Source organism: Cupriavidus sp. 05N40 (assembly GCF_056397305.1).
This window is the reverse complement of record NZ_JBFTND010000043.1, coordinates 18,555-41,822: the sequence shown is the minus strand read 5'-3', so window position 1 is coordinate 41,822 and position 23,268 is coordinate 18,555. Positions and strand designations below refer to the sequence as shown.

Genomic DNA, 23,268 nt, shown 5'->3' with positions numbered 1-23,268 from the left:
GGCTTCGGCAATGTCAACCCGCGCCCCAGCGCCGACACCATTCTCACGCAGTTCTTCAAGTCCGATGCGCCGTGGAACGAATCGCGCTGGAAGAACCCCAGGTTCGACCAGCTGCTGCTGGCGGCGCGGGGCGAAACCGATACCGCCAAACGCAAGCAGTTGTATGGCGACATGCAGACCATGATCCACGAGGACGCCGGCATTGGTATCCCGCTGTTCCTGGCCAGCATCGACGCACATTCGTCGAAGCTCAAGGGCCTGTCGCCGATCCCGCTGGGGGGGCTGATGGGCTATTCGTTTGCTGAGAACGTCTGGCTGGATGCCTGATCTGGAAGGTGGCGGGAGTGCGGTAGCCTGGGTGCAGTGTGCTCTCGCAAATCCGGGGCGACGGCGCGGCCTTCTGGCATGGGTAGCCAAATGCGCCCGCCATCCCACCACACCCCGTATTGAGGACGCCTGCGACGAGCTAGCGTTCCGCCGCCGTGCCGCCAAGGCGCGGCCCTCTCAAGCGACCGGCGCAAGCCGGTCGCTTTGCATTTGAAGCCTCGGCGCCGCTGCTCTTGCGCGAGCAGGGCGAGCCACTAGCTGAAGGCAAGGGGCGAGGTTGCGACTATTCGAATGGTTTGCTGGAGAAGCCCCGCGCGCCGATGACGGCGTGACCACCGCGACTGTTCCCGGCCGGCGCGTGCTGGCGCTGCGCCGACCGGTTGGCGTCATCGCTGCGATCACGCCACGCCGTGAGAACGGGGTCAGGCGGTGACGCCGGCGGCCACTGCATCGTCGCTATGCAGATCGACTTCATCGATCCAGCCGCGGCGCAGCTCGGGCACCGAGCGCGCCAGCAGCGCATAGTAGGGGTGGTGCGGACCGCGGTCGTAGTCCGCGTGCGCGACCTGGGTCAGCTTGCGGCCATGCTGCATCACCACGATCTCGTCACAGATCGAGCGCACGGTGTGCAGGTCGTGGCTGATGAAGAGATATGAGACACCCAGTTCCTTGCGCAGCTCGGCCATCAGGTCGAGGATGGCCGCGCCGACTACCGTGTCCAGCGCCGAGGTGATCTCGTCGCACAGGATCAGCTCTGGCTCGGCCGCCAGCGCGCGGGCCAGGTTCACGCGCTGTTTCTGCCCGCCGGACAGGCCACCGGGCGTGCGCTGCGCCACGCCGGCCGGCAGCCGCACCAGATCGAGCAACTGGCGRATCCGTGCCCGTTTCGCTTCGCCGCGCAGGCCGTGGAAGAACTGCAGCGGCCGCGCCAGGATCTCCTCGACGGTGCGTGCAGGATTGAGCGCGGTATCGGCCATCTGGAACACGATCTGGATGCGCCGCAGCTCGTCGTGGCTGCGTTTGGCCACCGTCGGTTTCAGTGGGCGGCCGTCGAACGCGATGCTGCCGTGGCAGGGCGCCACCAGGCCGGCGATGGCCCGCGCCAGCGTGGTCTTGCCCGAACCCGACTCGCCRATGACGCCGATCGCCTGGCCCCGGTACAGCTTCAGGCCCACGCCCTCCAGGATCTTCGCGGCCGGCTGCCCGTGGGCATCGACCGCACCGTAGCCGGCGGACAGGTCGCGGACCTCGAGCAGCAGGGGGCTCTTGTCCGGGTCCACCGGCGCGCCGGGACGCTCGGTCGGCCGCGCCGCGGCCAGCAGGCAGCGCGTGTAGTCGTCGGCGGGCTGGTACAGGATCTGGTCGGTCTCGCCCAGCTCGCGCATCTTGCCATCGCGCAGCACCAGGATGTGGTCCGCCACCTGGGCCACCACGGCGAGGTCGTGGCTGACATAGACCGCCGTGGTGCGGCGTTCCTGCACCGCGCGGCGGAACACGCGCAGCACTTCGACCTGGGTGGTGACGTCCAGGGCCGTGGTCGGCTCGTCCAGGATCACCAGGTCGGGATCGGTGATCAGGGCCATTGCGGCCATCAGGCGCTGCAACTGTCCGCCGGAGACCTGGTGGGGGTAGCGCTCGCCGATGGAATCAGGGTCGGGCAGCGCCAGTTCGCGGAACAGCGCGACCGCCTTCTTCTCGGCAGCCTTGCGATTCATGAGCCGGTGGATCAGCGCCGGTTCGACCACCTGGTCCATGATGGTGCGCGACGGGTTGAACGAGGCCGCCGCGCTCTGGGCGATATAGGTGATCTCGCGCCCGCGCAGCCGGCGCTGTTCGCCTGGCGACAGGTGCAGCACGTCGGTGGTGCCGACCCGGATGCTGCCGGCGATCTCGCAACCGTGGCGCGCGAAGCCCATCAGCGCCAGCGCGGTGGTGGTCTTGCCCGAGCCGGACTCGCCGATCAGCGCCAGCACCTTGCCGGGCTCGATCTCGAAGTCCACACCATCTACCAACGTCGCCTGGCCTGCGGTGATGCGCAGATTGCTGACCTTTACGGACGTGCCCATTATTTGACTCCGTTACGTGCCGAGCGACCCGGCAGGTTGTCGATAACAAGATTGACGGCGAGGGTCAGGCTGGCGATGGCCAGCGCCGGCGCCACCACGGCCATGCTGCCTTCAGACAGCGCGCCGATGTTCTCGCGCACCAGCGAACCCCAGTCGGCATCGGGCGGCTGGATGCCCAGGCCCAGGAAGCTGAGGCTCGCGAGCAGCAGCACGACGTAGACGAAGCGCAGCCCCAGGTCGGCCAGCATCGGGCCGAGGATGTTGGGCAGGATCTCCTGGCGCATGATGTAGGCGGTGCCTTCGCCGCGGGTGCGGGCGACCGTGACGTAGTCCATCGCGTTGATGTTGACCGCCAGCGAGCGCGCGATCCGATATGCACCCGGGACGTAGATGATCGCCGCCGTGAGCGCGAGCATCCACACCGAGGAGCCGAAGGCCGCGACCATGATCAGTGCGAACATCTTGCTGGGGATCGCCGTGAGCGTATCGAGGCCGCGGCTGAGGCCGGCATCGATCCAGCGCCCGCTGACGGTGGCGAGCAGTGCCAGCGTGATGCCGATGCCGCTGGCGCACAGGGTCGAGACCAGCGCAACGCAGACGGTATAGCGCGCGCCCAGGATCACGCGCGTCAGCATGTCGCGCCCGAGGTAGTCGGTACCGAGCCAGTGCAGGGCACTGATCGGGCCGAAGACCTGGATCTCGGCCGTGGGCGTGCCGTCATGGCTGATCAGGATCGGGCCGAGAATGGCGGCAATCAGCCAACCGATGAGGATCAGGCAGCCGATCCAGCCGGTGATACCCAGTTTGGGCAGGCGCGGGCGGCGACAGCTTTTATCGGGGGCGCTCACGGCGGAGGTGGCGTGCGTGTTGGAGGTAGGGGACATGGGTTGCAGCTCCTGCATGGCGTTCAAGGCTTCAGCGGTGGCGCAGACGCGGATTGGCGACGATGCCGCACACATCGGCAAGCGTGACGAGGATCAGGTACGCACAACAGAAAATCATGGCGCACACCTGGACCACGGGCATGTCGCGCTGGGCGACGCTGTCCACCATCAGCTTGGCGATCCCCGGGTAGTTGAAGATGGTCTCGATGATGATGACGCCGCCAAGCAGGTAAGACAGGCTCAGCGCCACGGCATTGGCGATCGGGCCGATGGCGTTGGGCAGGGCGTGGAACAGCACCATGCGGGTCGAGGAGGCGCCCTTGAGCCGCACCATCTCGATATAGGGCGCGTTGAGCTGGTCGATCACCGCCGCGCGGGTCATGCGCAGCATCTGCGCGACGATCACGCAGCACAGGCTCAGGACCGGCATGGCCAGCGAACGCACGATCTTGTCCCAGGAATCGTCGGTGCCGATGTAGGCGAGCGCCGGCAGCCAGCGCAGGTGGACCGCGAACAGCAGCACCGCGAGCGTGGCGACCAGGAACTCCGGCACCGAGACCACCGCCACCGCGCCCAGGCTGACGCTGCGGTCAAACCATGTGCCGCGGAAGACCGCCGCCAGGATGCCGAGGCCGAGTGCTACCGGCACCGAGATCAGCGCAGTCAGGCCGGCCAGCAGCAGCGGGCGTCCTGGCCGAGCTGTTCCTGCGCGGCATCGCCGGGCAATACCGCGGTGATGGCGAAGACGATGGCCGAGACGGCCAGTAGCGAGATCAGCGCCAGACCGATGCGCCGCGCCAGCAGACGCAAGATGAACAGGTTCATGGTGTCTCTCCTTTCCAGTCCGGATCAGGCGGCAAGCCAGATACGGAACCTCTGGATGTCGCGCCGGCTGGCGCCATGGCGCAGGGCGGCTATGACCCGCGTGGATTCAGCAGGGCCGATGAGGCCGTCGAGCGGCTTCTTGTCTGACATGGCAATAGCTCCTGGGGGGCCGGAGTTCGGGGGATCGCGAAAGTGAAAGCGCACGACCATGCGGCGCGGGGCAAGCTCTTGCTTTGGCAGCACGGGCGCGCAATGTGTCATCCCCTGCCATTGAAGCATGTGGGACCGATGGCTTTGTGGGGTATTGCAGGCCGTAGCAGTAAAACCTGCGGTTTCGCGAGGGCGGTTTGGCATTGCCTGCCATGCGCACTGCGTACGTGCATGTGCACCGCAACAATCCTCGGGATTACCCTAGGCGTGGCACTGCATCGGTGCACCATCCGACGTAGCAAATTTTTCCTATCCGGGCCTTGCCTGTTCATCGCATCATCAGGGCTCTCTGGCTTCGTCCGGCGCTGACACTTACTGCAATGAACTCCGCGCAGCTTCCAGCCATCCGCGTGATGGCACAGTCCGATCTGCCCGTCGCGCTTTCGCTTTCCGAAGATGTACGCTGGCCGCACCGCCCCAGCGACTGGAAGCGGCTGTTCCAGATGGGCGAGGGCCGCGTCGCCGAAGTCGGCGGCGCGGTTGTCGGTGTCGGCATGCGCTGGCTATGGGACGAGCGCGGCGCATCGGTCGGACTGCTTATCGTCGCCCCGGCTTTCCGCGAGCGGGGCATTGGCAGCTTGTTGCTGGAGGCGCTGTGTGCCGGCCTGGAAGGCCGCACTGTGCTGCTTCACGCCCCCGGGAAGCTGCATCGCTTCTACGCGCGCATGGGGTTCGAGCGCATCGGTGAGGTGCATCAATACGAGGGTAAAGCGTTGCCCGCACCGTTGATGGCGCTGCCTGAAGGCTGCCGCCTGCGGCCTGGCGGGCGCAATGACCTGCAACTTCTGGTCGGGATGGAGCAGGGGGCCCGCGGTGTTGCACGGCCGTCCCTGATCCAGGCCTGGCTGAGCCAGTCGATCGGCACGGTGGTGATCGATCACGCCGACGGGCCCCGCGGCTTCGCGATCCTGCGGCGCTTTGGCCGCGGCGCGATGGTCGGCCCCGTGGTCGCACCCTGCGCGATGTCGGCCAAGGCCATGATCGCGCACCTGGCCGGCCTGGTGACCGGGCGCGTGCTGCGCCTGGACGTCCACGCCGATGGCGAACTCGAGGACTGGCTCGGCTGCATTGGCCTGGCGCACGTCGCCGACGCGACGGTGCTGGCCCGCGGCACCCCGGCTTCGCCAACAGCACCATTTCTTCCCTTTGCGCTGGCCGACAAGGCCCTCGGATAAAACAATGCATCAAGACACGACATTTCTGTACAAGGCGGATCCCGTGCGCGGCCGGGACTGGGCCAAGGTGTTTGCGCGCGAGGCGCCTGGCATCGATTTCCGCATCTGGCCCGAAATCGGGGATCCCGACAAGGTCCGCTACCTGGCAGCCTGGGAGGCGCCAGACCGCATCGCAGAGCGGTTCCCGAACCTGCAGGTACTCTTTTCGACCGGAGCCGGCATCGACCAGTTCGACCTGGACGCGCTGCCTGCGCACGTACCGCTGGTGCGGATGATCGAGCCCGGCATCGTCGATGGGATGGTGGAGTACGTGGTGTTCTCGGTCCTTGCGCTGCATCGCGACATGCCGGCGTACCGGCGGCAGCAGGCGCAGGAAGCCTGGAAGCCCCTGCAGGTGCGCGCGGCACACGAGTGCCGCGTAGGCGTGCTTGGCCTGGGCTCGCTGGGCCAGGCCGTGCTGGAGCGGCTGCGGCTGTTCGGGTTCGACTGTGCCGGCTGGGCAAGGTCGCCGCACAGCCTGGAAGGGGTTCAGTGCTATGCCGGCCCGCAGACCCTGGACGCGTTCCTGGCCCGCACCGATATCCTGGTTTGCCTGCTGCCACTGACGGATGAAACAAGTGGAGTATTGAGCGCCCGCGTGTTTGACGCCCTGCCACATGGGGCAGGGCTGGTGCATGTCGGGCGCGGGCAGCATCTGAACGATGCCGACCTGCAGGGCGCGCTGGATGCGGGGCAGATCGGCGAGGCCATTCTCGACGTCACGCACCCCGAGCCGCTGCCTGCCGGCCACCCGTTGTGGCGCCACCCCAGGGTATGGCTCACGCCCCATATTGCCAGCATGACGCAGCCGGGCACCGCTGCGCGGGTCGTACTCGACAATCTGCGCCGCCTGCAGCGCGGTGAGCCCCTGATCGGGCTGGTGGACCGTGCGAAAGGATACTGAAAGGCGATGCGAAACCTTACTTTCCGGGCGTGCCCCGATTGCCCCCGCTGAACCATGCGGGGACAATGTGATCCAGTCATTCCAGTCTTGAAAGCCCATGTCCGCCCCCATCAAACTCGACCGACTCGACCTCCGCATCCTTGCCCAGCTGCAAAAGAACGGCCGCATGACAAACGTGGACCTCGCCGATGCCGTGGGTCTTTCTGCAAGCCCGTGCCTGATTCGCGTCAAGCGGCTGGAGCAGGCCGGCTATATCGGCGGATACAGCGCCCAGATCCGGATGGACAAGCTGGGCGATATTCTCACGGTGTTCACCGAGATCACGCTGGAGGACCACCATCGCGAGGACTTTGCGCGCTTCGAGAAGGCAGTGTGCGCGGTGGACGAGATCGTCGAATGCCACCTTGTCAGCGGCGGCTATGACTACCTGCTCAAGTTCATCACCCGTGGAGTCAACCACTACCAGGAACTGATGGAAAGCCTGCTGGAGCGCAATATCGGGATCGAGAAGTACTTCAGCTTCATCGTGATCAAGTCGCCTTTCATCAAGACGCACTATCCGATCGAACGCCTGTTTCCATCGGCAACTTGAGCCCTGGGCATTGGCGGGCTGCGGCCCATATCGGCGGGGAGCGGGGCACTTGCCGTCTGGAACTGCCGTGGCGTCATGCCGCAGGCGCTCTTCAGGCAGCGCGTCAGGTGGCTCTGGTCATAGAAGCCGCACTCGTGCGCCGTCAGCGCTGGAGAGTGGCCGTGCCTGAGCAACCACTGTGCGTGCCGGACGCGCTTCAGGCTGATGTAGCGGTGCGGCGTCATTCCGACCGTCAGCCGGAACACGGTCACGAATCTTCCGACGCTGAGCTGGACCAGGTCGGCAAGYAGCGGCAGTGGCAGCGGTTCGCCCAGATGCTGGTGAATATAGGCCAGTGCGGCGCCCAGGCGGGGATGATCAGGGGCATCCGCAGTGGGGCCTGGGGCGTGCGGTAGAGAGGATGCAACGGTCTTACTCATGCAGTCGAGCATAAGTGCAACGTTGCCGTGCATCACGCTGATCTTGCCGATCTAGTCCATATCGAATTGCAAACTGAGCTGTCCGGAACGCAGAAACTGCGGTACGGGTGTAGCCGGGGCGATCCGGTGATCCTCAATCCGTCGTGCGTGACGGAGCCTTTTAATCTCGCTGCAGTGCTGCGGGAGGATCTTGAATCACTCGCTTGAGCTTCTCGTGGAACGGTACTATGTTGGAGCCATGCTGGAGGGAGAGCGTGCCCAGGGCTGTCGCTTTCCTAAACTGATCTGGCAAGAACTCAAGCAGCGAGGGTATATGGGCAGTCGCGCCTCCGTGCTGAGTTGCGTGGTCCGCCTTCTCTTTCCGCAAGGCAAGGCACCGCTTGTCCAGATACCCGTGCGCACGATGCCGCGATTACTACACTCCGAAAACGTGTCAATTCCAATCAGCAACGCGAGAAACTGCGGCGCGAAGCGCACGAGTTGCGCCGTCGGGTCCCCGCGTCTGCGGCCGCTGATGGCAAGGTTATAGCTGCCATCGCTGCGGCGGGTGATCGACACGCGCGCGGTATGCAGGGCGTCGGGGAGGTGCTCGGCCACCCCGGACACGCGCACGATGGACTGGCGAACGGTTGCTTGGGGAAAGCGAATGCCCAATTGGCGGCAGAACGAGGACTCCCTAGCGCCGCCCGCGAACACCGCGATGCGGGCCTTGATGGTTCCAGCTTCGGTGACGACGTCCTGCCTGCTTCCCAAGGCAATCTCTGCAACAACGTCTTGCGTCGAAGGGTTGGTGACGGCCGCGCGGACTTGCCAGACGGGTCGAACCCACTCGCCGTCGATGAAGATTCTGTCCACGTTAAAGCGTCACTCCACTTTGAACTGACCGATCGCTGATGCCAGAGCATTTGCCTGTTCCTGTAGCGCGGTTGACGCGGCAGCAGACTGCTCCACGAGGGCCGCGTTCTGCTGGACCATCCCGTCCAACTGCATGACAGCGTGATTGACCTCCTGGATGCCTTGCGTCTGCTCGGTGGCCACACGGGCAATTTCAGAAATGCTGGCCTGGACATCTGCTGCATTCGCGACAATCTCTGTCATCGTCGCGCCGGCTTGGCGTACCTGATTTGAACCTGCGGTGACGCTTTCGACGTTGGAGTCGACGAGGTGCTTGATCTCGCGCGCAGCGTGTGCGCTTCGTTGCGCAAGGCTACGGACTTCCTGCGCGACAACGGCGAAACCGCGACCTTGCTCGCCTGCTCGCGCCGCCTCGACCGCAGCATTGAGCGCCAGGAGATTGGTCTGGAAGGCAATGCCGTCAATCACGCCGATGATTGCACCGATACGGTCGGATGCCTCTTCGATTCTTGCCATGGTGCCAACCACATCCGCCACCACCTCGCCGCCCCGTGACGCAATCCTTGTGGCTGCGGTGGATCGTCTATCGGCATCGCGCGCCGCGGCGGCTGATTGGTCCACCATGCCCGAGATCTCGTCCATCGACGCAGCCGTTTGCTGAAGGTTCGCCGCCGCAGACTCAGTGCGCGACGAAAGGTCGAGGCTTGCCGCGGCGATCTCGCTCGCAGCAGCACGAACAAGTTCGCCGCTATCGCGGATGCGCAGCATTACGCTCTGAAGTTTATCGACGAACTGATTGAAAGATCGCGCGATTTTGGCAACTTCATCCCGGCCGTCGGCCGGCAAACGCTGGGTCAGGTCGCCATTGCCAGAGCCGATCGTCGCCATTGCTTGGCATACGTCGCGAAGGCGTCGGAACGCTGTCGTGGTAATGGCTCCCACGATGACGGAGGCAATGCAGACGACGATAACCAGACACGACAGCGAGGCAATCATCAGCGAACGAAGTCCAGCAGTCGCCTCGGACTTGTCTAGCGCAACCACAACCTGCCAATCCGTGCCCGGAACCGGTTGAGCGCGCACGAGCTTTTTCGCTCCATTGACCGCGAGTTCGAACGTGCCTTTGGTCGTTCCTGAAGCACTTGCTGTGATGCGAGCGAAATCCGCGGCAATTTCAGTAGCAGGTTTGAACCTTAGCTTTGGATCCGGATGCGCGATGATGCGGCCGGTGCCATCGATCAGCATGCCGAAACTTGCGGGTGTTGGGCGAATCGATTTGATGCCGTCGACCACGCTGTTTAACGCAATATCGCCAACGACCACAGCCTTCATCACACCGTCGCGCGTCACCGGTACGCCCAAGGCGACGAGCAACGCACCGCTAGTACTGACGTATGGCGTCGCGACCGGTTTGCCGGCTTGCTCGGCGGCGCTGTACCAAGGGCGAGTGGTAGGGTCATAGCTGGACGGGATGTTAGGCCAGTCCGTGAACTTCGCTGTCTTGTTCGGATAGCCGACGCCCACATCCCAGAACCCTCCCGCGGCAGCGATCTGGTAAAGGAAAGGCATCGATTCAGGTGTCAGGACCGCATCCTGAAGCGATGCGATCATGTGGGTTTTGCCGGCGACCCACTCGCCAATGGCCACGGCACGGTTATCCGTGATCGAGGCTAGGTTGCGATCGATGGCCTCGTTGAGGCTGGCCCTCGCGATGAAGTAGTTTGCGAGCGTGCAGCAAACAATCGACAGAGCGACAAGAACGATGCTGGTACAGACAACGCGTGTGCGGATGGACGAGCGCATCATATAGCGAAAAGGTCGGGCGAATATGCCGACAAGATGGTACGTCCGCATGCTGCGCAAATATCACCGACAAATGGCGCGAAACCGCAGATCCCCCGCGTTTTTTTCTCTGCTATAGACGAACTTGCTTCACGGCACGACGGTGCTCAAGCATCGCTTCGATGGGGCGGCAGAAACGGCCATCGGGCGAAACGCTGCAGTCGTTAACAAAGTTCTAAGGAGGGCAGGTACGCGATACGCCAACAAGCGATCGAGTCGCGCGGCATCAAGCGGTTCCGTCTCAATAACGAAGGCCCGGACCGAAATCATGCGGCGCTGGACAAAGGGGAACGGGCGCTGCGAGCGATTCGGTTGGCAGAAGGTGCCCGCATTGCGGAGCGTATCGCCGCATTCAGGCCGAATCGAGCGAGAGGGTAGGATGACCAGGCGATTCGCCTGCGCAATTCCCGCACCAGCGCACTCCGTCCGGAAGCCCAGTCATGTCTGAAACGCGGACCCCATATGGCAAGGTAGATGCCGAGGCGCTGCAAGCGCTTCCGGACAGGTTCGACACGACCGCCATCTTGCGCGTGGTGGATCATCGACGCCATCCGCCCGCGTAGCTGTGATCCGGCCGGCTCGCGCGACGACCTGCTACGCTTGCACGGCATGGCGCACTCGGTCATCAACGGCGCGGCGTTGTCGTGTTCGACCAGCGGCCTGACCAGCTTGACGACTGGATTCTGCAGCTCAAGCACGCCGTGCAAGCCCTACGTCCGTTGGAGGCTCCTCGCCCTGGTGACGATGGCTGACCCAGGCTGGCCGCCCGCCCGTATCGGTCGCTGCTGCTTGCGGCCACGACCCGTGAGCCGCAGTATCGTGGTGAGCGACCGTACAGGTCAGGCTTCCTTTGTGATGTCATCACCGACGTGCGAGAAATTTCTCCATCGCGACGAAGCGACTCGACATGTAAATGGCCGCTGAATTCCTACCATGCCATGCAATTGGGTGCCCCACCGCCCAGGGGTATCGCCACAACGCACCCGTATGCACGATCAAGTTCTGGAGTTCCGCCGGGAACCTTCTCCTGGGGAGAGCCCCCATAGGGGTGTTCGGGGCTGTTTTCTCTCACTACTGCGAGCAGCGCAGGCATGCTTTGGATGTAGAAGTCTTGGCGGGGCAATTACAAGGTGCGTTTATCGCGGCGCCGCATGCTTGCCCCCGAAAAGCATTGTGGCATCTCGATCGGGGTCTTCTACCAATTCGGCGTCAATGCCTTCCTTGCACGCAAAGCGCAACGAGTCAAAATCAATAGCACCGTCGGTAGCCGTCCCCCCTGGGTGTACGCTCGGCGAGCCGCCATTCGTGACAGGTATCACGCACAAGTGGTCGTCATATTTCTGCGCGGTAAAGTAGGTGCCACTACCAGTCCGGCGGCCTTCGGGCTTAGCGCACAGATGCGTCCTTTCCACAGACCGCAACTTGGCGCTCCCAATGACTCTAATCACCAGCCGGAAGCCGAGATGTGACACGCCCCCGCCACTACTCGATGGCGCCGGCCTGGCGATCGAGCCAGTTGACGATATTCGAGACCGAGTCCTGATAGAACGTGTGATAGAGACCCTCTGTCACATAGCCGACATGAGGCGTAGCCAGGACGTTTGGCAAGACTCAGAACGGATGATCGTGCGGGAGTGGCTCATGATCGTAGACATCGATCGCCGCGCCGGCAATCGCCCTGCGACTGAGAGCATCGACCAGATCTTTCTCCACAACGATCGGCCCGCGCGAAGTGTTGACCAGCCGCGCGGTCGGCWTCATCAGCGCGAGCTCTTGTGCGCCAATCATGCCACGCGTGCGCTGGCTGAGAATCAGATGGATCGACACGATATCGGAGGACGAAAACAATGCCTCCTTGGACACGCACTGCGCGCCATGTGCCRCCGCCTTTTCGGACGTCAGGTTCTCGCTCCATGCCAGCAGCCGCATGCCGAACGCACGACCGATCCGGGCCACCTCGGAGCCGATGTTGCCAAGGCCGACGAGACCAAGGGTCTTGCCCGCCAGGTCSCTGCCAATCCCGACCTGCCAGCCGCCATCGCGCAACGACGCGTTCTCTCCCGCAATGTTCCGCATGCTCGCCAGAATCATCGCCCAGGTGAATTCAATCGTGGGCGTGGACGTATAGCCCGTATGGACGACCTCGATCCCGAGTTCCTGCGCTGCATTGGCATCTATCGCGGCGTTCCTCGCCCCGGTGGATGCAATCAGCCTGAGCTTCGGAAGCCGCTCCATCAAGGCGCGTCGGAAGGGCGTGCGTTCCCGCATGACGCATACCACATCAAAATCACGCAGTCGCTCGACGATGATGTCCTCGTCGTCGACGTGGTCGTCAAAGACAACGATCTCCGTCCTCTCCTTCACTGCAGACCAGTCGGCCACCGTGAGGGCCGCGCTCTGGTAATCATCCAGGATGGCAATTTTCTTCTTGGCGGAGGTCGTCGTCATGCCATCTCCAATCAGTCTGGTTCATTTGACTCAAAATGCTCCGGAAAGCACATAACCTGCATTCTGGATCTTGGCCTTCAGGCTAGGCGTCTTCAGCATCTGGGACGCCGTGAAAGTCACTGCCGAGAGCACGGGGCTGTCGAGCCAGTCTTCTACGGCAAGGTCTGCCCATCCAGTCTCATCTAGAGAATCCACCGGATACGATTCTACGATCATGCCAACGACCTCGCGGCGCCGTCGACCACTGCTTGCGATAGATGGGCCGTGCGACCATTTCCGTTGCGGAAGACGATTGCGATGTTGCTCATGTGTTCTCCCCAGTCACGCTACTCAGGAATTCGTCAATGGTCTGCGTCGCGTGTCCGAACGTTGGATAGGACAGCTCAATCGCCGCCCGATGCGCTTGCTCGGTGAAGTCGGCCACGCCATCGCTGAGAAAGGTGACATGGAAGCCGGCTTCAAGCGCATGGCGGCCGGTACCCTCCACGCACGTGTGCGACGTCAGGCCGGCCAGCACCACGTACTCGATGCCATTGGCACGTAGTTGCTCCTCGAGATTCGTGCCAGCGAAGGAGTCGAACATCCGGTGCTGACTGATGATCACTTCGTGCGGTAACGGTTTGAGCGGTGCGTAGAAGTCGGCTCCCGAGGTGCCTTTCCAGAACACCTTGTTGTCGATCCCAAACTGGAATCGTGGATGCACATGTGGCACGTCGTCAAAGCTATGTTCGTCCACGCCGTGTGGTGAAAAGAACACCTTGAGACCCATCTTGCGGCTGCCAGCCAACAGGCGCTGGAGTTTCGCGACGAGGTCGGTCTTCACCAACATGGGCTCGATCATTGGGTGAAGCTTGCCATCGACGGAGAGAAAGTCGTTCAGCACGTCGACCAGGATCAGGGCCGTCGCGTTCTTTGGATAGTTGTGCATGCTCATTACTGCTCCTTCAGAAGGCTTCCGCAAGTGGCTGGCCAGATGGCCTTGGGGCGTCAGCCGTTGATCAAAGTTTGAGGCTTCGGCCTGTGCGTTACTATCCGGCGCAGGTGAACAACAAATATTCGTCCCGCAAATGAGTGACAGGTTTCTGGAACTGAAGGTGTTCATCCGGGCTGCGGAGTCGGGCAGTTTTTCCGTTACTGCGCGTGAGCTTGGGTTGTCCCAGCCATCCGTTTCGCGGATCGTCTCCGAGCTGGAAGAGCGGCTGGGCGTGAGACTCCTTTTGCGCAGCACGCGCAAGATCGTTCCGACCAATTCAGGCACAGTCTTCCTGCAGAAGGCGCGCCAGATCCTGATCGAACTGGAGGAGGCCGAGGCCTCCGCGCGGGACGAAGACAGCCTGCAAGGCGTTCTGCGCATTGCAATGCCATCCATTCTCGCCACTCGCGTAGTTTTGCCAAACCTGGCCCGCTTCGTGCATCCGCATCCGCTGCTGAAGGTGGAACTGTTGACCGCTGACAGCTTGCAAGACTTGGTGGCTGAAGGCGTGGATGTGGCAATACGCTTTGGGCGGCTCAAAGACTCCGACTTTGGCGTCAAGAAGCTGACCACGCTGGACCGGTTGCTGGTAGCCGCGCCAGCCTATCTGGCCGAACACGGTGCGCCGGAGTCTCCCGAAGCTCTGAAGTCCCACGATTTGATCGTTGGCCCCACGAACTCGCTTCGCTGGCCATGGACCTTCACACAAGGTGCCAGCACCGAGACCATCGACGTCGAACCGCGCTACCTGCTTACTTCCACAGAAGCGGCAATCGTGTGCGCTCGTGAAGGATTGGGCATCACGAGGGCCGCAGCGCTGATGTGCCAAGCCGAACTCGCTGCAGGCCAGCTTGTGCCTGTGCTGGCCGACTATACGCTGGCACGAGTGGATGTGAATGCGGTCTATCCGGCCGGAAGGTTTCCCTCGCCAAAAGCGCTATCCTTCGCTGCATTCGCAGCCGAGATTCTGGCCACCAAGCATCAATGACGCGCGATTGCACGGTGTGACGCGTAGCATCAGGCGCGCGACATTCCGGTGCTCAAACTTGCGCCGAGGATACAAGCGATTCAGCCCCGGATTTCCTCGAAGGACCAAAAATTTGTCACTCGCCCAGTGGTAAATTGCCTGTGTCCCGCGCCTTGAAGTACGGGAGATAACGCGGAGTAATTACTTTGGCGCATACTGCATTTCGCCATTCCCGAACGACCAGTTTTCCGGCTCGACCTCGACAAGACTGATCCAGACGTCCTCGATCCGGACGGGCGTCTCCCGGTTGATTCCCTCGGCGACAGCCTTGTAGAATTTCTTCTTTACTTCGGTGGTACGGCCGACATTCCAGGTCACCTGGATGAATACGATATTGGGTGTGTAGCGAATACCCAGGTAGCCATCCAGGGGGTAAACAAGTTCACCATCCGCATGCCGATGGACAATCTGAAACTTGTCGTTCCGTGGCACATTGGCAACGTCGATCATGGCCTGGTAGATGACCTCGCTGATTGTTGGCAAGCGACCTAGGTTCTCATATTCTCGCCAACGCAACTTGCCTGCCATTGTCCCTCGGAAGTCAACGGATCGAGCAGCAGGCCCAGGCCGCCCGCACGCGGATTGATTGCCCGGCCAGCGAAAGCGCCGGGTGTTGCCGCACATTATGTCTTTGGCTGCATGGAACCGGAGGACAGAATGGTCTTGCCCTTGGATGACGGGACGGCGGCCAGCAGCGCCTTTGCAACCGCAGCCGCCTCGATTGGCCGGTAGTTGGCTGGAATCAGGAAGCCAAGCGCGTTGCCGAGTGCGAATCCTATTTCCTCGCCGCGCCGGGTCGGTTGACCGAGAGACTCCCGGTCCCCGACCAGCAGGGACGGACGCGCGATGACCAGCCGTTCGACTGGCATCTGTGTCAACGCTTCCTCCATATCGCCCTTCACGCGGCTATAGAAGACCCTGGAGCCGGCGTCAGCGCCCATCGCACTGACCACGCCGATCCTTCTTGCGCCGGCAGAGAGCGCCGCGCCGGCCACGGCCAGGTTGGCGTCGTAGTCGACCGCGCGGAATGCTTCCTGACTGCCCGCGACCTTGATTGTCGTTCCAAGCGCCAGATACAACTCGTCCGCATGAGGCAACGGCGGCAATGCGGAAAAATCGACGATCCGGTTCGTCAGCTTGGGATGTCGGATCGCCGGCATTCTGCGTACCAGGCTGTGCACCTCCGTCACCGTGTCATCGGCCAGCAGGCCACTCAGAATTTCCCTGCCGACCAAGCCAGTAGCGCCTGCGATGATGACGATTCGGTTTGCCATGGGTAGATACTCCGCGAGGGAACTTGTCGACGGGCCGTTGCCTGCGCGCAGAGACGAAAGGGCTGCCAGGCCAACCGGGTTTCACAAGCGGAGTCTACCTAACAATTCTCTGCATCAGCGGTGCATACGATCAGCAGCGCGAACCCTTGCCGGTCCGCGCTTCTTCGAAATTGGCGTCGCTCTCATCGGGCGGATGCCATGCACAATCGAGCTAGGCAGTACTGCTCCTTGCGACTTCGGGCACCAAGTCATGAAGGCGAGAAAGAACGAGTCGTGCTGCGCGGGACAATGGATGATGGCGCGTGACGCCCATGGCAATGGTCCGCGGCAAGCGCGGTTCGACAATCTCGACTGCGCATAGACGTCCGGCGGCAACTTCGCTATCGACCGCGAGCATCGGAAGTATCGTCAACGCGCCACCCGAAAGCGCAACTTCCTTCATCGTATTCAGCGATTCGACTTCCAGTTGCACATCCAGCGAGATGCCGAGCTGACGTGCGTGCTGGTCGAGAATCGATCGCAGGCCGTTGGGGGCCGGTGGCAGGACAAGCGGGAGTCCAGCGAGCTTGCGGATGGGCACCTTCGGCACGCCGGCGAGCGGATGCCCGGGTGCGCAGATCAGGTAAGTGGCGACCTCCGCAAGCACGTCTTCGCCCTGGCGGGGCCCGGGACCATAGCGGTTGATGACCGCCAGGTCCAGATGGCCCGACTCCAGTTCCTCGTCGAGTTGTCCACTGAAGCCTTCGGCCACGCGCAGCCGGACACCTGGCGCCGTGGCGCGCAGGTCCTCGAACAGCGCCGGTATCAAGCGTGGCGCCATTGACGGCAGCGCGCCGATTCTCACCTGCCCGAACGGAACGCCCGCCGCGTCCTTGACCTCGTCGCGCAGCCGTGCCGACTGGGCCAGCAGCAACTGGACATGCGGGAAGATTCGCTGGCCGAATTCCGACAGCACCACGCCCCGGCCGGTTCGTTCGAACAGCCGGTCGCCCCATTCCGCCTCGATCTGGGCAATCGCACGGCTCACCAGTGATTGGGCAATCCCCAGCGAGCGTGCCGCACGTGACAGCGATCCCACTTCGGCCACCAGCGCCACGGTTTCGAGCTGTTTCAGGTTCACACTGGCACTCCATCCAAAAAATGGATATCAGATATCGATGATTATACTCTTTTGAGTTGGCTTAGGACTCCATACACTAAGGACATCCCTCCCTGCAGAGAGGGCTTACGCAACATCTGGAGACAACATGCCGTGCTATTCCGCTGTGCTTCGCGCATTCCGGCGACCGTTATGTGCCTTGCTGTTCGCTGCCATCCCGGCCGCCTTCAGTGCCGCCGCTGCCGCCTCGACCGGATATCCCGCCAAACCGATCCGCCTGGTCGTGCCGTTTCCGGCCGGCGGGCCCACTGACGCGATGGCGCGACTGATCGGCCAGCACCTGTCGCAGCAGCTTGGACAGCCTGTGCTGGTCGATAACCGCGGCGGCGCCGGCGGCACCATCGCCACCGAGGCCKCTGCGCAGGCGGCTTCCGACGGCTATACGCTCTTCTTCTCCACCACCGGCACTATGGCGATCAACCCGTGGCTCTACCGCTCGCTGAAGGTGGACCCCCTCAAGGCGTTCGATGCCGTGGGCTCGGTGGCCTCCACGGTCAACGTACTGGTGGTGTCGAACAACCTGCCGGTCGGCAACATCAAGGAGCTGATCTCGCTGGCAAGGCAGAAGCCGGGCACGCTGACGTTCGGCTCTGCCGGCAATGGCAGCTCCAACCATCTGTCCGGCGAACTGTTCAAGTCGATGGCCGGAATTGATATCGTCCATGTGCCATACAAGGGCTCGGCCGCGGCGTTCACTGATCTGCTTGGCGGACGCATCTCGATGATGTTCGACACGGTGTCGAGCCAGGGGCAGTACATCAACGCGGGCAAGGTCAAAGCGCTAGGCGTGACCGGCGCGACCCGTTCGGAAGCGCTACCCAAGGTGCCGACGATTGCCGAGGCCGGCCTGCCGGGCTTCGACGTGACCATCTGGTTCGGCCTGTCGGCACCGAAAGGAACCACACCAGACGTGATCCGCCGCGTGAACAGCGAACTGCAGGCCGTGCTCGCGCAGGCAGACGTGCAGAAGCAGCTTGCCGCGCTGGGTGCCCGGCCGCTGCCGGGTACGCCCGCGGACTTCTCCAGGCTGATCCAGCATGACGCGGGCAAGTGGGCGCCGGTGGTCAAGGCATCGGGAGCGAGCCTTGACTGAGACCACTGCAACCTTCGACGCCCTGTTCTCGCCGGCCTCGGTGGCCGTGATCGGCGCCTCGGACAACCCCAACAAGGTAGGCGGACGGCCGATCCACTACATGCGCACCTTCGGCTACACGGGCGAGGTGTTTCCGGTCAACCCGGGGCGCGCGGTCATCCAGGGCTATCGCGCGTACCCTGATCTCGGTGCGATCGGCAAGGCGCCGGACGCCGTGGTGATTGCCGTGTCCGGCGATGCCACGCTTGAACAGGTGCGTCAGTGCGGCGCCGCTGGCGTCAAGGCTGCCGTCATCATGGCGTCCGGTTTCGCCGAGACGGGAGAGGCGGGACGCCAGCGGCAGCAGGAACTGGTGGCGGTGGCCAGAGACAGCGGCATGCGGCTGGTGGGGCCGAACGCGCAAGGTACGGCCAACTTCGCCAGCGGAGCGGTGCTCAATTTCTCGACCATGTTCATGGAGGTGGCGCCCCAGGACGGCCCGATCGCGATCATCAGCCAGAGCGGCGCGGCGAGCGTCATGCCCTATGCGTTGCTGCGCCAGGCCGGCTACGGCGTGCGCTACCTGGTAGCGACGGGCAACGACGCCGATCTCGACGCCTGCGCGATGACCGCGGCCGTGGCGGCGGACCCGGAGGTGCGGCTGATCCTGGTCTACCTCGAATCGGTGTCCGACCCTGCTCAGCTTGCCCGCGCGGCGGAGGTGGCCCGAGTGCGTGGCGCGAGCATCGTGGCGATCAAGGCCGGCAACAGCCAGCGCGGTGCCATGGCGGCAGCCTCGCATACCGGTGCGCTGGTCGGCAACGACGCCGCGATCGATGCCTTCCTGGCCCGTCACGGCATCTGGCGTGCGCGCGATATCGGCGAACTGGTCCGCGCGGTGCCGCTGTATTTGCAGCAGCGCGCCCCGGGGCAGGGCCGCACGGTCGTGATGAGTCATAGCGGCGCCGTGGGCGTGATGGCGGCCGACCTGGCCGAACGGCACGATCTGCCGCTGACCGAACTCCAGGCGGCAACGCTGCGCGAACTGGGCGCGATCCTGCCCGAGTTCGGCACGGCCAGCAATCCGCTCGACATGACCGCGGCGCTGCTGGGCAAGGGCGACATGTTCCCGCGCGTGCTCCAGGCGCTGGGCGCCGATCCGCAGGCCGACATGGTGATGGTCGGCATTCCGGTGGCAGGTCCCGGCTACGACGTCGAGGCACTGGCGCGCGACGCCGCCGCCTTCAGCGCGAACCAAGCCAAACCGTTGGTGGCCAGCGCGCCGCAACAGTCGGTCCGCGAGGTCTTTGTGCGACACGGCGTGCYGGCTTTCGTCACTGAAGCCGATGCCATAGCAGCGCTGGCGCAATACGCCGCGCATCATCGGCTGGCCGAGGCGGCACCGGCGACGGCGCCGCTCTGCCCCGACGCACTGCAGCTCGACGGCAGCGGCTTGCAGGATGAAGCCCATAGCCTGGCCTTGCTCGCCGAAGCCGGCGTACCGACCGTGCCGCACTGGCTATGCGACAGCGTGGATGCGGCGGTGACGGCGTTTAACGCGCTCGGCGGGGTGCCTGTGGTGGTCAAGGGCTGCGCGGCGGAGGTCCCGCACAAGAGCGAGCATGGCCTCGTGCACCTTCGAGTCACCGATGCCGCGAGCGTGGCCCGCGCGACGCAGGCCTGCCTCGACACGCTGCAGCGGTTGGGCGTGGCATTGCCACGGGTGGTCGTGGCGGCGATGGTCAAGGGCCAGCATGAGTTCGCGCTGGGCGTCTCGGTCGATCCCGTGTTCGGGCCGCTGGTCATGATCGGGGAGGGAGGCACGCTGCTCGAGCTCCGCAAGGACGTCGTGACACTGCTGGCGCCGTTCACGGCGCAAGACGTCAAGGCGGCCTGCGCGCGGCTGCGCCTGGCACCGCTGTTCGACGGCTATCGCGATATCCCGGCGCTCGACCTGGAGGCGCTGGCGTCGTCGGCGGTCGCGCTCGGCGACTGGGCATTGCGTCACCGGACTGCGCTGGCATCGGTCGACATCAATCCGCTGATGGTGATGGCAGCCGGTGAAGGCGTCATGGCGGTCGATGCCGTGGTGGAACTCAAGGGGAGTTGAAGCATGGAAGCTGTACGTGTCGAACAGGATGACGAGATCGCCATCGTCACGCTACATCGCCCGGCCCGCATGAACGCGGTCAACGACGCCCTGCGCGGCGAGCTGATCGAAGCGCTGGGCCGGCTCAACGCCGATCCGTCCGTGCGCGCCGTCATGCTGACCGGTGCCGGCGAGCGGGCGTTTTGCGCCGGGCAGGACCTCGATGAGGCCGCCACCGTGACCTGGCAGCAGCTCGTGCCTTGGCTGAACCGGCAGCGGGCGATGTACCAGGCTGTCCGCGACCTGGACAAGCCCTGCGTGGCAGCCGTGCGGGGCGTGGCTGCCGGCGCGGGTTTCCAGTTGGCGCTGTGCGCTGACTGGCGCCTGACCACGGCGGATAGCCGCTGGGGACAGCCGGAGGTCAAGGCAGGCCTGGCGAGCATCGTCGGATCCTATCTGATGACGCTGCACGTGGGGCACACGCATAACGTGCAGATGTCGCTGTCGGGCGAACTGGTCAGTGGCCAGCGCGCCTTCGACATTGGCCTGGTGACGGCGCTGTGCGGCGAGACCGAGCTGATGACGCAGGCGCTCGTACAGGCCAGGTCGCTCGCGGCGCTGCCGCCGACCGCCGTGCGCCTGTCCAAACAGCGCTTTCGCGCCATGACGCAGCCGGGTTTCGATGAGGCCTGTGTCGCCGGCATCCGGGCGCAGCTCGAGTGCTATGCCGACGGCGAACCGCAGCGTGTGATGGCAGCGTTCCTCGATCAACGCAAAACAAGGGAGTCGCAGTGAAGCAGTTGACCCAACACTATATCGACGGCGCACGTCGCACGATGCGAGGCGGTGAATCGATCCGCGTCTACGATTCAGCGACCGAAGCCCCGTTGGCCGAGGTCCGTCTCGGCACCGCAGACGATGTGGCCGAAGCAGTGGCGGCGGCCGCGCGGGCACAGCCAAACTGGCAGGCGCTGGGCGCAGCCGGGCGGGCGCCGTATCTGCATGCGCTGGCCGACGCGCTGGAAGGCTGCGCGGCGGAACTCGCCAATGACATCTCGCGCGAAGTCGGCATGCCGCAGAAGCTGTCACGCCGCATCCAGGTGGATGCACCGATCGCGGCGTGGCGCGCCACGGCGGCGCTGGCCGACACATTCGACTTCGTCCGTACGCTCGGCAATTCCCGCGTGACGCTGGCACCGGTTGGCGTGGTGGCCGCCATTACGCCGTGGAACTACCCGTTGCACCAGATCACTGCCAAGCTGGCGCCCGCTTTGCTGGCCGGCTGCACGGCGGTCCTGAAGCCGTCAGAGTTGGCTCCCGCCGTCACGGAACGGCTGATGGCCGCGTGCGAGCAGGCGAAGCTGCCGCCGGGCGTCCTCAATCTCGTGCTGGGTGGCGCGGCGGTCGGTGAGGCGCTGGTCTCGCATCCCGACATCCACATGGTGTCGTTCACCGGCTCCACGGCGGTCGGCCGCAAGGTCGCCGCGCAGGCGGCCGGCGACATGAAGCGCGTGTCGATGGAGCTGGGCGGGAAGTCGGCGGCCGTCGTGCTGCCGGGCGCGGATCTCGCCAGGGCAGTCAAGGCGACGATCAGTTCCTGCTTCCTCAACTCGGGGCAGACCTGCAGCGCCACCACCCGGATGATCGTTGCACGCGAGGACTATCCGCGCTGCCGGCAACTGCTGGCCGAGGCTGCCGCAGCGATGAAGCTCGGCGACCCCGCCGATGGCGAGACCCGGATCGGCCCCTTGCTGTCGGCGCTACAGCGTCAGCGCGTGCATGCGCATATCGCAGAAGCGGAAGAGGCCGGCTTCGACCGGATCTCCGGCGGTGCCGACGCACCCGTGCCAGCGACCGGCTATTTCGTCGCGCCGACCATCTACGGCAACGTCGCGCCAGACAGCCGGCTGGCGCAGGAGGAAGTCTTCGGGCCGGTGCTGGCGGTGCTGTGCTACGACAGCGTCGACGAGGCGATCGCTCTGGCCAACGGCACGCGCTACGGGCTGGCCGCCACGGTCTGGGCTGCCGATGACAGCGCCGGCGAAGCGCTCGCCAACGCGCTGCGGGCGGGCCAGGTGGACGTCAATGGCGCCCGCTTCAACCCCGCGGCACCATTTGGCGGCTTCGGCCTGTCCGGCGTCGGGCGCGAAGGCGGTGCCTATGGGCTGGAAGAGTTCCTGGAGCCGCGATCCGTTCAGCTCCCCTAAGTCACGACATCGACATCGACATCGAAAGGAATCGCACTATGTACAGTCAGGTTACCGTTGCTCGCGCCGGAAAAAGCGAGCGGATCGCCGTGGTCACCATGAACCGGCCGGACAAGCTCAACGCGCTGACCAAGGTCATGGAGGCCGAACTGCGCGACGCCATGGAGGCCGCTGATCGCGACGACAACGTCCGCGTGGTGGTGCTGACCGGCGCCGGCAAGGGCTTCTGCGCCGGCATGGACATCAACGAACTCGAAGTGCTGCCGCCTGGCGACATCCGCGCCGCCCAGTGGATGCGCCCGTTCGACATGAACCGGCGCGCCGACTATCAGACGCGCTATGGCTACTTTCCGGCCATGCGCAAGCCCGTGATCGCGGCGATCAATGGTGCGGCAGCGGGACTGGGGCTGGTGTTCGCGCTGTACAGCGACATGCGCTTCGCCAGCGCCAACGCCGCGTTCAGCACTGCGTTCGCGCGTCGGGGCTTGATTGCCGAGCACGGTATCTCCTGGCTACTGCCACGCGTGGTCGGCCCCGGTCGCGCCGCCGACCTGCTGTACTCGGCGCGAAAGGTGCTGGCTGACGAGGCGCTGCGGATCGGCCTGGTCGACCGTGTGGTCGATGTGGACACGCTCATGGCTACGACGCTCGACTATGCCGACGACTTGGCAGAGAACGTTTCGCCCCGATCTATCCGCGTGATGAAGCGGCAATTGTGGGAGCAACCGTTCCAGTCATTGGCCGAAGCAACTCGGGTTGCCAATGCCGAGATGTTCGAAAGCATCCAGAGCGAGGACTTTACGGAGGGGGTTGCGCATTTCATCGAGCGCAGACCTGCCCGATTTACCGGCCGTTGACCGGTAGTCGTTCCCGCGCCCGAC

Annotated in this window: 21 protein-coding genes and 4 pseudogenes; 11 read left to right on the top strand and 14 right to left on the bottom strand. The window is 64.2% G+C overall.

The window, feature by feature from the left end; genetic code table 11:
• Positions 1-327: pseudogene (locus tag AC1DO7_RS12870) on the top strand (ABC transporter substrate-binding protein); the annotation flags it as partial.
• Positions 328-554: 227 nt separating this feature from the next.
• A pseudogene (locus AC1DO7_RS12865) lies at positions 555-733 on the top strand (aldehyde dehydrogenase family protein); the annotation flags it as partial.
• Positions 734-749: 16 nt separating this feature from the next.
• Here AC1DO7_RS12865 and AC1DO7_RS12860 read toward each other — a convergent pair.
• The 4 genes and pseudogenes from AC1DO7_RS12860 to AC1DO7_RS12845 all read right to left on the bottom strand — a co-directional run bounded on the left by AC1DO7_RS12860 (position 750) and on the right by AC1DO7_RS12845 (position 4,252).
• On the bottom strand, positions 750-2,393 hold the full coding sequence (locus AC1DO7_RS12860; protein ID WP_441650477.1) for an ABC transporter ATP-binding protein: 1,644 nt from the start codon (positions 2,391-2,393) through the stop codon (positions 750-752).
• Complete coding sequence (locus tag AC1DO7_RS12855; RefSeq protein WP_441624469.1) at positions 2,393-3,277, bottom strand: ABC transporter permease; 885 nt, start codon at positions 3,275-3,277, stop codon at positions 2,393-2,395. The genes AC1DO7_RS12860 and AC1DO7_RS12855 overlap by 1 nt, the downstream gene beginning before the upstream one ends.
• A gap of 31 nt (positions 3,278-3,308) precedes the next feature.
• A pseudogene (locus AC1DO7_RS12850) lies at positions 3,309-4,102 on the bottom strand (ABC transporter permease).
• A 24-nt stretch (positions 4,103-4,126) separates the two neighbouring features.
• Positions 4,127-4,252: a hypothetical protein gene (locus tag AC1DO7_RS12845; protein WP_269148712.1), complete on the bottom strand. Its 126-nt coding sequence runs from the start codon at positions 4,250-4,252 to the stop codon at positions 4,127-4,129.
• A 380-nt stretch (positions 4,253-4,632) separates the two neighbouring features.
• Between AC1DO7_RS12845 and AC1DO7_RS12840 the strand changes: the two genes are divergently transcribed.
• The 3 genes from AC1DO7_RS12840 (at position 4,633) to AC1DO7_RS12830 (ending at position 7,022) form a co-directional block, all read left to right on the top strand.
• On the top strand, positions 4,633-5,487 hold the full coding sequence (locus AC1DO7_RS12840) for a GNAT family N-acetyltransferase (RefSeq protein ID WP_441620964.1): 855 nt from the start codon (positions 4,633-4,635) through the stop codon (positions 5,485-5,487).
• A gap of 4 nt (positions 5,488-5,491) precedes the next feature.
• Positions 5,492-6,430, top strand: coding sequence for a 2-hydroxyacid dehydrogenase (locus AC1DO7_RS12835; protein ID WP_441620966.1), 939 nt, complete (start codon positions 5,492-5,494; stop codon positions 6,428-6,430).
• Positions 6,431-6,527: 97 nt separating this feature from the next.
• On the top strand, positions 6,528-7,022 hold the full coding sequence (locus AC1DO7_RS12830; protein WP_013956719.1) for an Lrp/AsnC family transcriptional regulator: 495 nt from the start codon (positions 6,528-6,530) through the stop codon (positions 7,020-7,022).
• Here AC1DO7_RS12830 and AC1DO7_RS12825 read toward each other — a convergent pair.
• From AC1DO7_RS12825 to AC1DO7_RS12795, 7 genes and pseudogenes are all read right to left on the bottom strand, one after another.
• On the bottom strand, positions 6,986-7,474 hold the full coding sequence (locus AC1DO7_RS12825) for a helix-turn-helix domain-containing protein (RefSeq protein ID WP_441621079.1): 489 nt from the start codon (positions 7,472-7,474) through the stop codon (positions 6,986-6,988). The two genes, AC1DO7_RS12830 and AC1DO7_RS12825, sit on opposite strands and share 37 nt — an antisense overlap.
• A gap of 414 nt (positions 7,475-7,888) precedes the next feature.
• Positions 7,889-8,296, bottom strand: a pseudogene (locus AC1DO7_RS12820) (hypothetical protein); the annotation flags it as partial.
• A gap of 9 nt (positions 8,297-8,305) precedes the next feature.
• The gene (locus AC1DO7_RS12815; RefSeq protein WP_441621081.1) at positions 8,306-10,099 is read right to left on the bottom strand and encodes a methyl-accepting chemotaxis protein; all 1,794 of its coding nucleotides are present in this window, start codon (positions 10,097-10,099) and stop codon (positions 8,306-8,308) included.
• Between the two features lie 1,521 nt (positions 10,100-11,620).
• The gene (locus AC1DO7_RS12810; RefSeq protein ID WP_441620968.1) at positions 11,621-11,746 is read right to left on the bottom strand and encodes a hypothetical protein; all 126 of its coding nucleotides are present in this window, start codon (positions 11,744-11,746) and stop codon (positions 11,621-11,623) included.
• Positions 11,747-11,749: 3 nt separating this feature from the next.
• The gene (locus AC1DO7_RS12805; RefSeq protein ID WP_477116206.1) at positions 11,750-12,586 is read right to left on the bottom strand and encodes a D-2-hydroxyacid dehydrogenase family protein; all 837 of its coding nucleotides are present in this window, start codon (positions 12,584-12,586) and stop codon (positions 11,750-11,752) included.
• Positions 12,587-12,616: 30 nt separating this feature from the next.
• Positions 12,617-12,802 carry a hypothetical protein gene (locus tag AC1DO7_RS12800; protein ID WP_441620972.1) on the bottom strand — a complete coding sequence of 62 codons (186 nt, stop codon included), beginning with the start codon at positions 12,800-12,802 and terminating at the stop codon, positions 12,617-12,619.
• Positions 12,803-12,890: 88 nt separating this feature from the next.
• On the bottom strand, positions 12,891-13,520 hold the full coding sequence (locus AC1DO7_RS12795; protein ID WP_441620974.1) for a cysteine hydrolase family protein: 630 nt from the start codon (positions 13,518-13,520) through the stop codon (positions 12,891-12,893).
• 133 nt (positions 13,521-13,653) lie between these two features.
• Between AC1DO7_RS12795 and AC1DO7_RS12790 the strand changes: the two genes are divergently transcribed.
• Positions 13,654-14,547, top strand: a complete 894-nt coding sequence (locus AC1DO7_RS12790; RefSeq protein ID WP_441620976.1) for a LysR family transcriptional regulator — start codon at positions 13,654-13,656, stop codon at positions 14,545-14,547.
• Between the two features lie 180 nt (positions 14,548-14,727).
• Here AC1DO7_RS12790 and AC1DO7_RS12785 read toward each other — a convergent pair whose 3' ends face one another.
• From AC1DO7_RS12785 to AC1DO7_RS12775, 3 genes are all read right to left on the bottom strand, one after another.
• A complete protein-coding gene (locus AC1DO7_RS12785) occupies positions 14,728-15,114 on the bottom strand; it encodes a tautomerase family protein (RefSeq protein ID WP_441620978.1) in 387 nt (128 codons plus the stop codon).
• 95 nt (positions 15,115-15,209) lie between these two features.
• A complete protein-coding gene (locus AC1DO7_RS12780) occupies positions 15,210-15,860 on the bottom strand; it encodes a Rossmann-fold NAD(P)-binding domain-containing protein (RefSeq protein WP_441620980.1) in 651 nt (216 codons plus the stop codon).
• A gap of 211 nt (positions 15,861-16,071) precedes the next feature.
• Positions 16,072-16,980, bottom strand: a complete 909-nt coding sequence (locus AC1DO7_RS12775; RefSeq protein WP_477116205.1) for a LysR family transcriptional regulator — start codon at positions 16,978-16,980, stop codon at positions 16,072-16,074.
• Positions 16,981-17,107: 127 nt separating this feature from the next.
• Between AC1DO7_RS12775 and AC1DO7_RS12770 the strand changes: the two genes are divergently transcribed.
• From AC1DO7_RS12770 to AC1DO7_RS12750, 5 genes are read left to right on the top strand one after another with little or no spacing between them, the layout of a single operon-like run.
• Positions 17,108-18,112 (top strand): Bug family tripartite tricarboxylate transporter substrate binding protein, encoded by a 1,005-nt coding sequence (locus tag AC1DO7_RS12770; RefSeq protein WP_477116204.1) that lies wholly within the window; start codon positions 17,108-17,110, stop codon positions 18,110-18,112.
• Positions 18,105-20,201, top strand: coding sequence for an acetate--CoA ligase family protein (locus AC1DO7_RS12765; protein WP_477116203.1), 2,097 nt, complete (start codon positions 18,105-18,107; stop codon positions 20,199-20,201). Before AC1DO7_RS12770 ends, AC1DO7_RS12765 begins: the two co-directional genes overlap by 8 nt.
• Positions 20,202-20,204: 3 nt before the next feature.
• The gene (locus AC1DO7_RS12760) at positions 20,205-20,975 is read left to right on the top strand and encodes an enoyl-CoA hydratase/isomerase family protein (protein WP_441620987.1); all 771 of its coding nucleotides are present in this window, start codon (positions 20,205-20,207) and stop codon (positions 20,973-20,975) included.
• On the top strand, positions 20,972-22,387 hold the full coding sequence (locus AC1DO7_RS12755; protein ID WP_441620988.1) for an aldehyde dehydrogenase family protein: 1,416 nt from the start codon (positions 20,972-20,974) through the stop codon (positions 22,385-22,387). Before AC1DO7_RS12760 ends, AC1DO7_RS12755 begins: the two co-directional genes overlap by 4 nt.
• A gap of 38 nt (positions 22,388-22,425) precedes the next feature.
• Complete coding sequence (locus AC1DO7_RS12750; RefSeq protein WP_441620990.1) at positions 22,426-23,244, top strand: enoyl-CoA hydratase; 819 nt, start codon at positions 22,426-22,428, stop codon at positions 23,242-23,244.
• Positions 23,245-23,268: the final 24 nt, after the last annotated feature.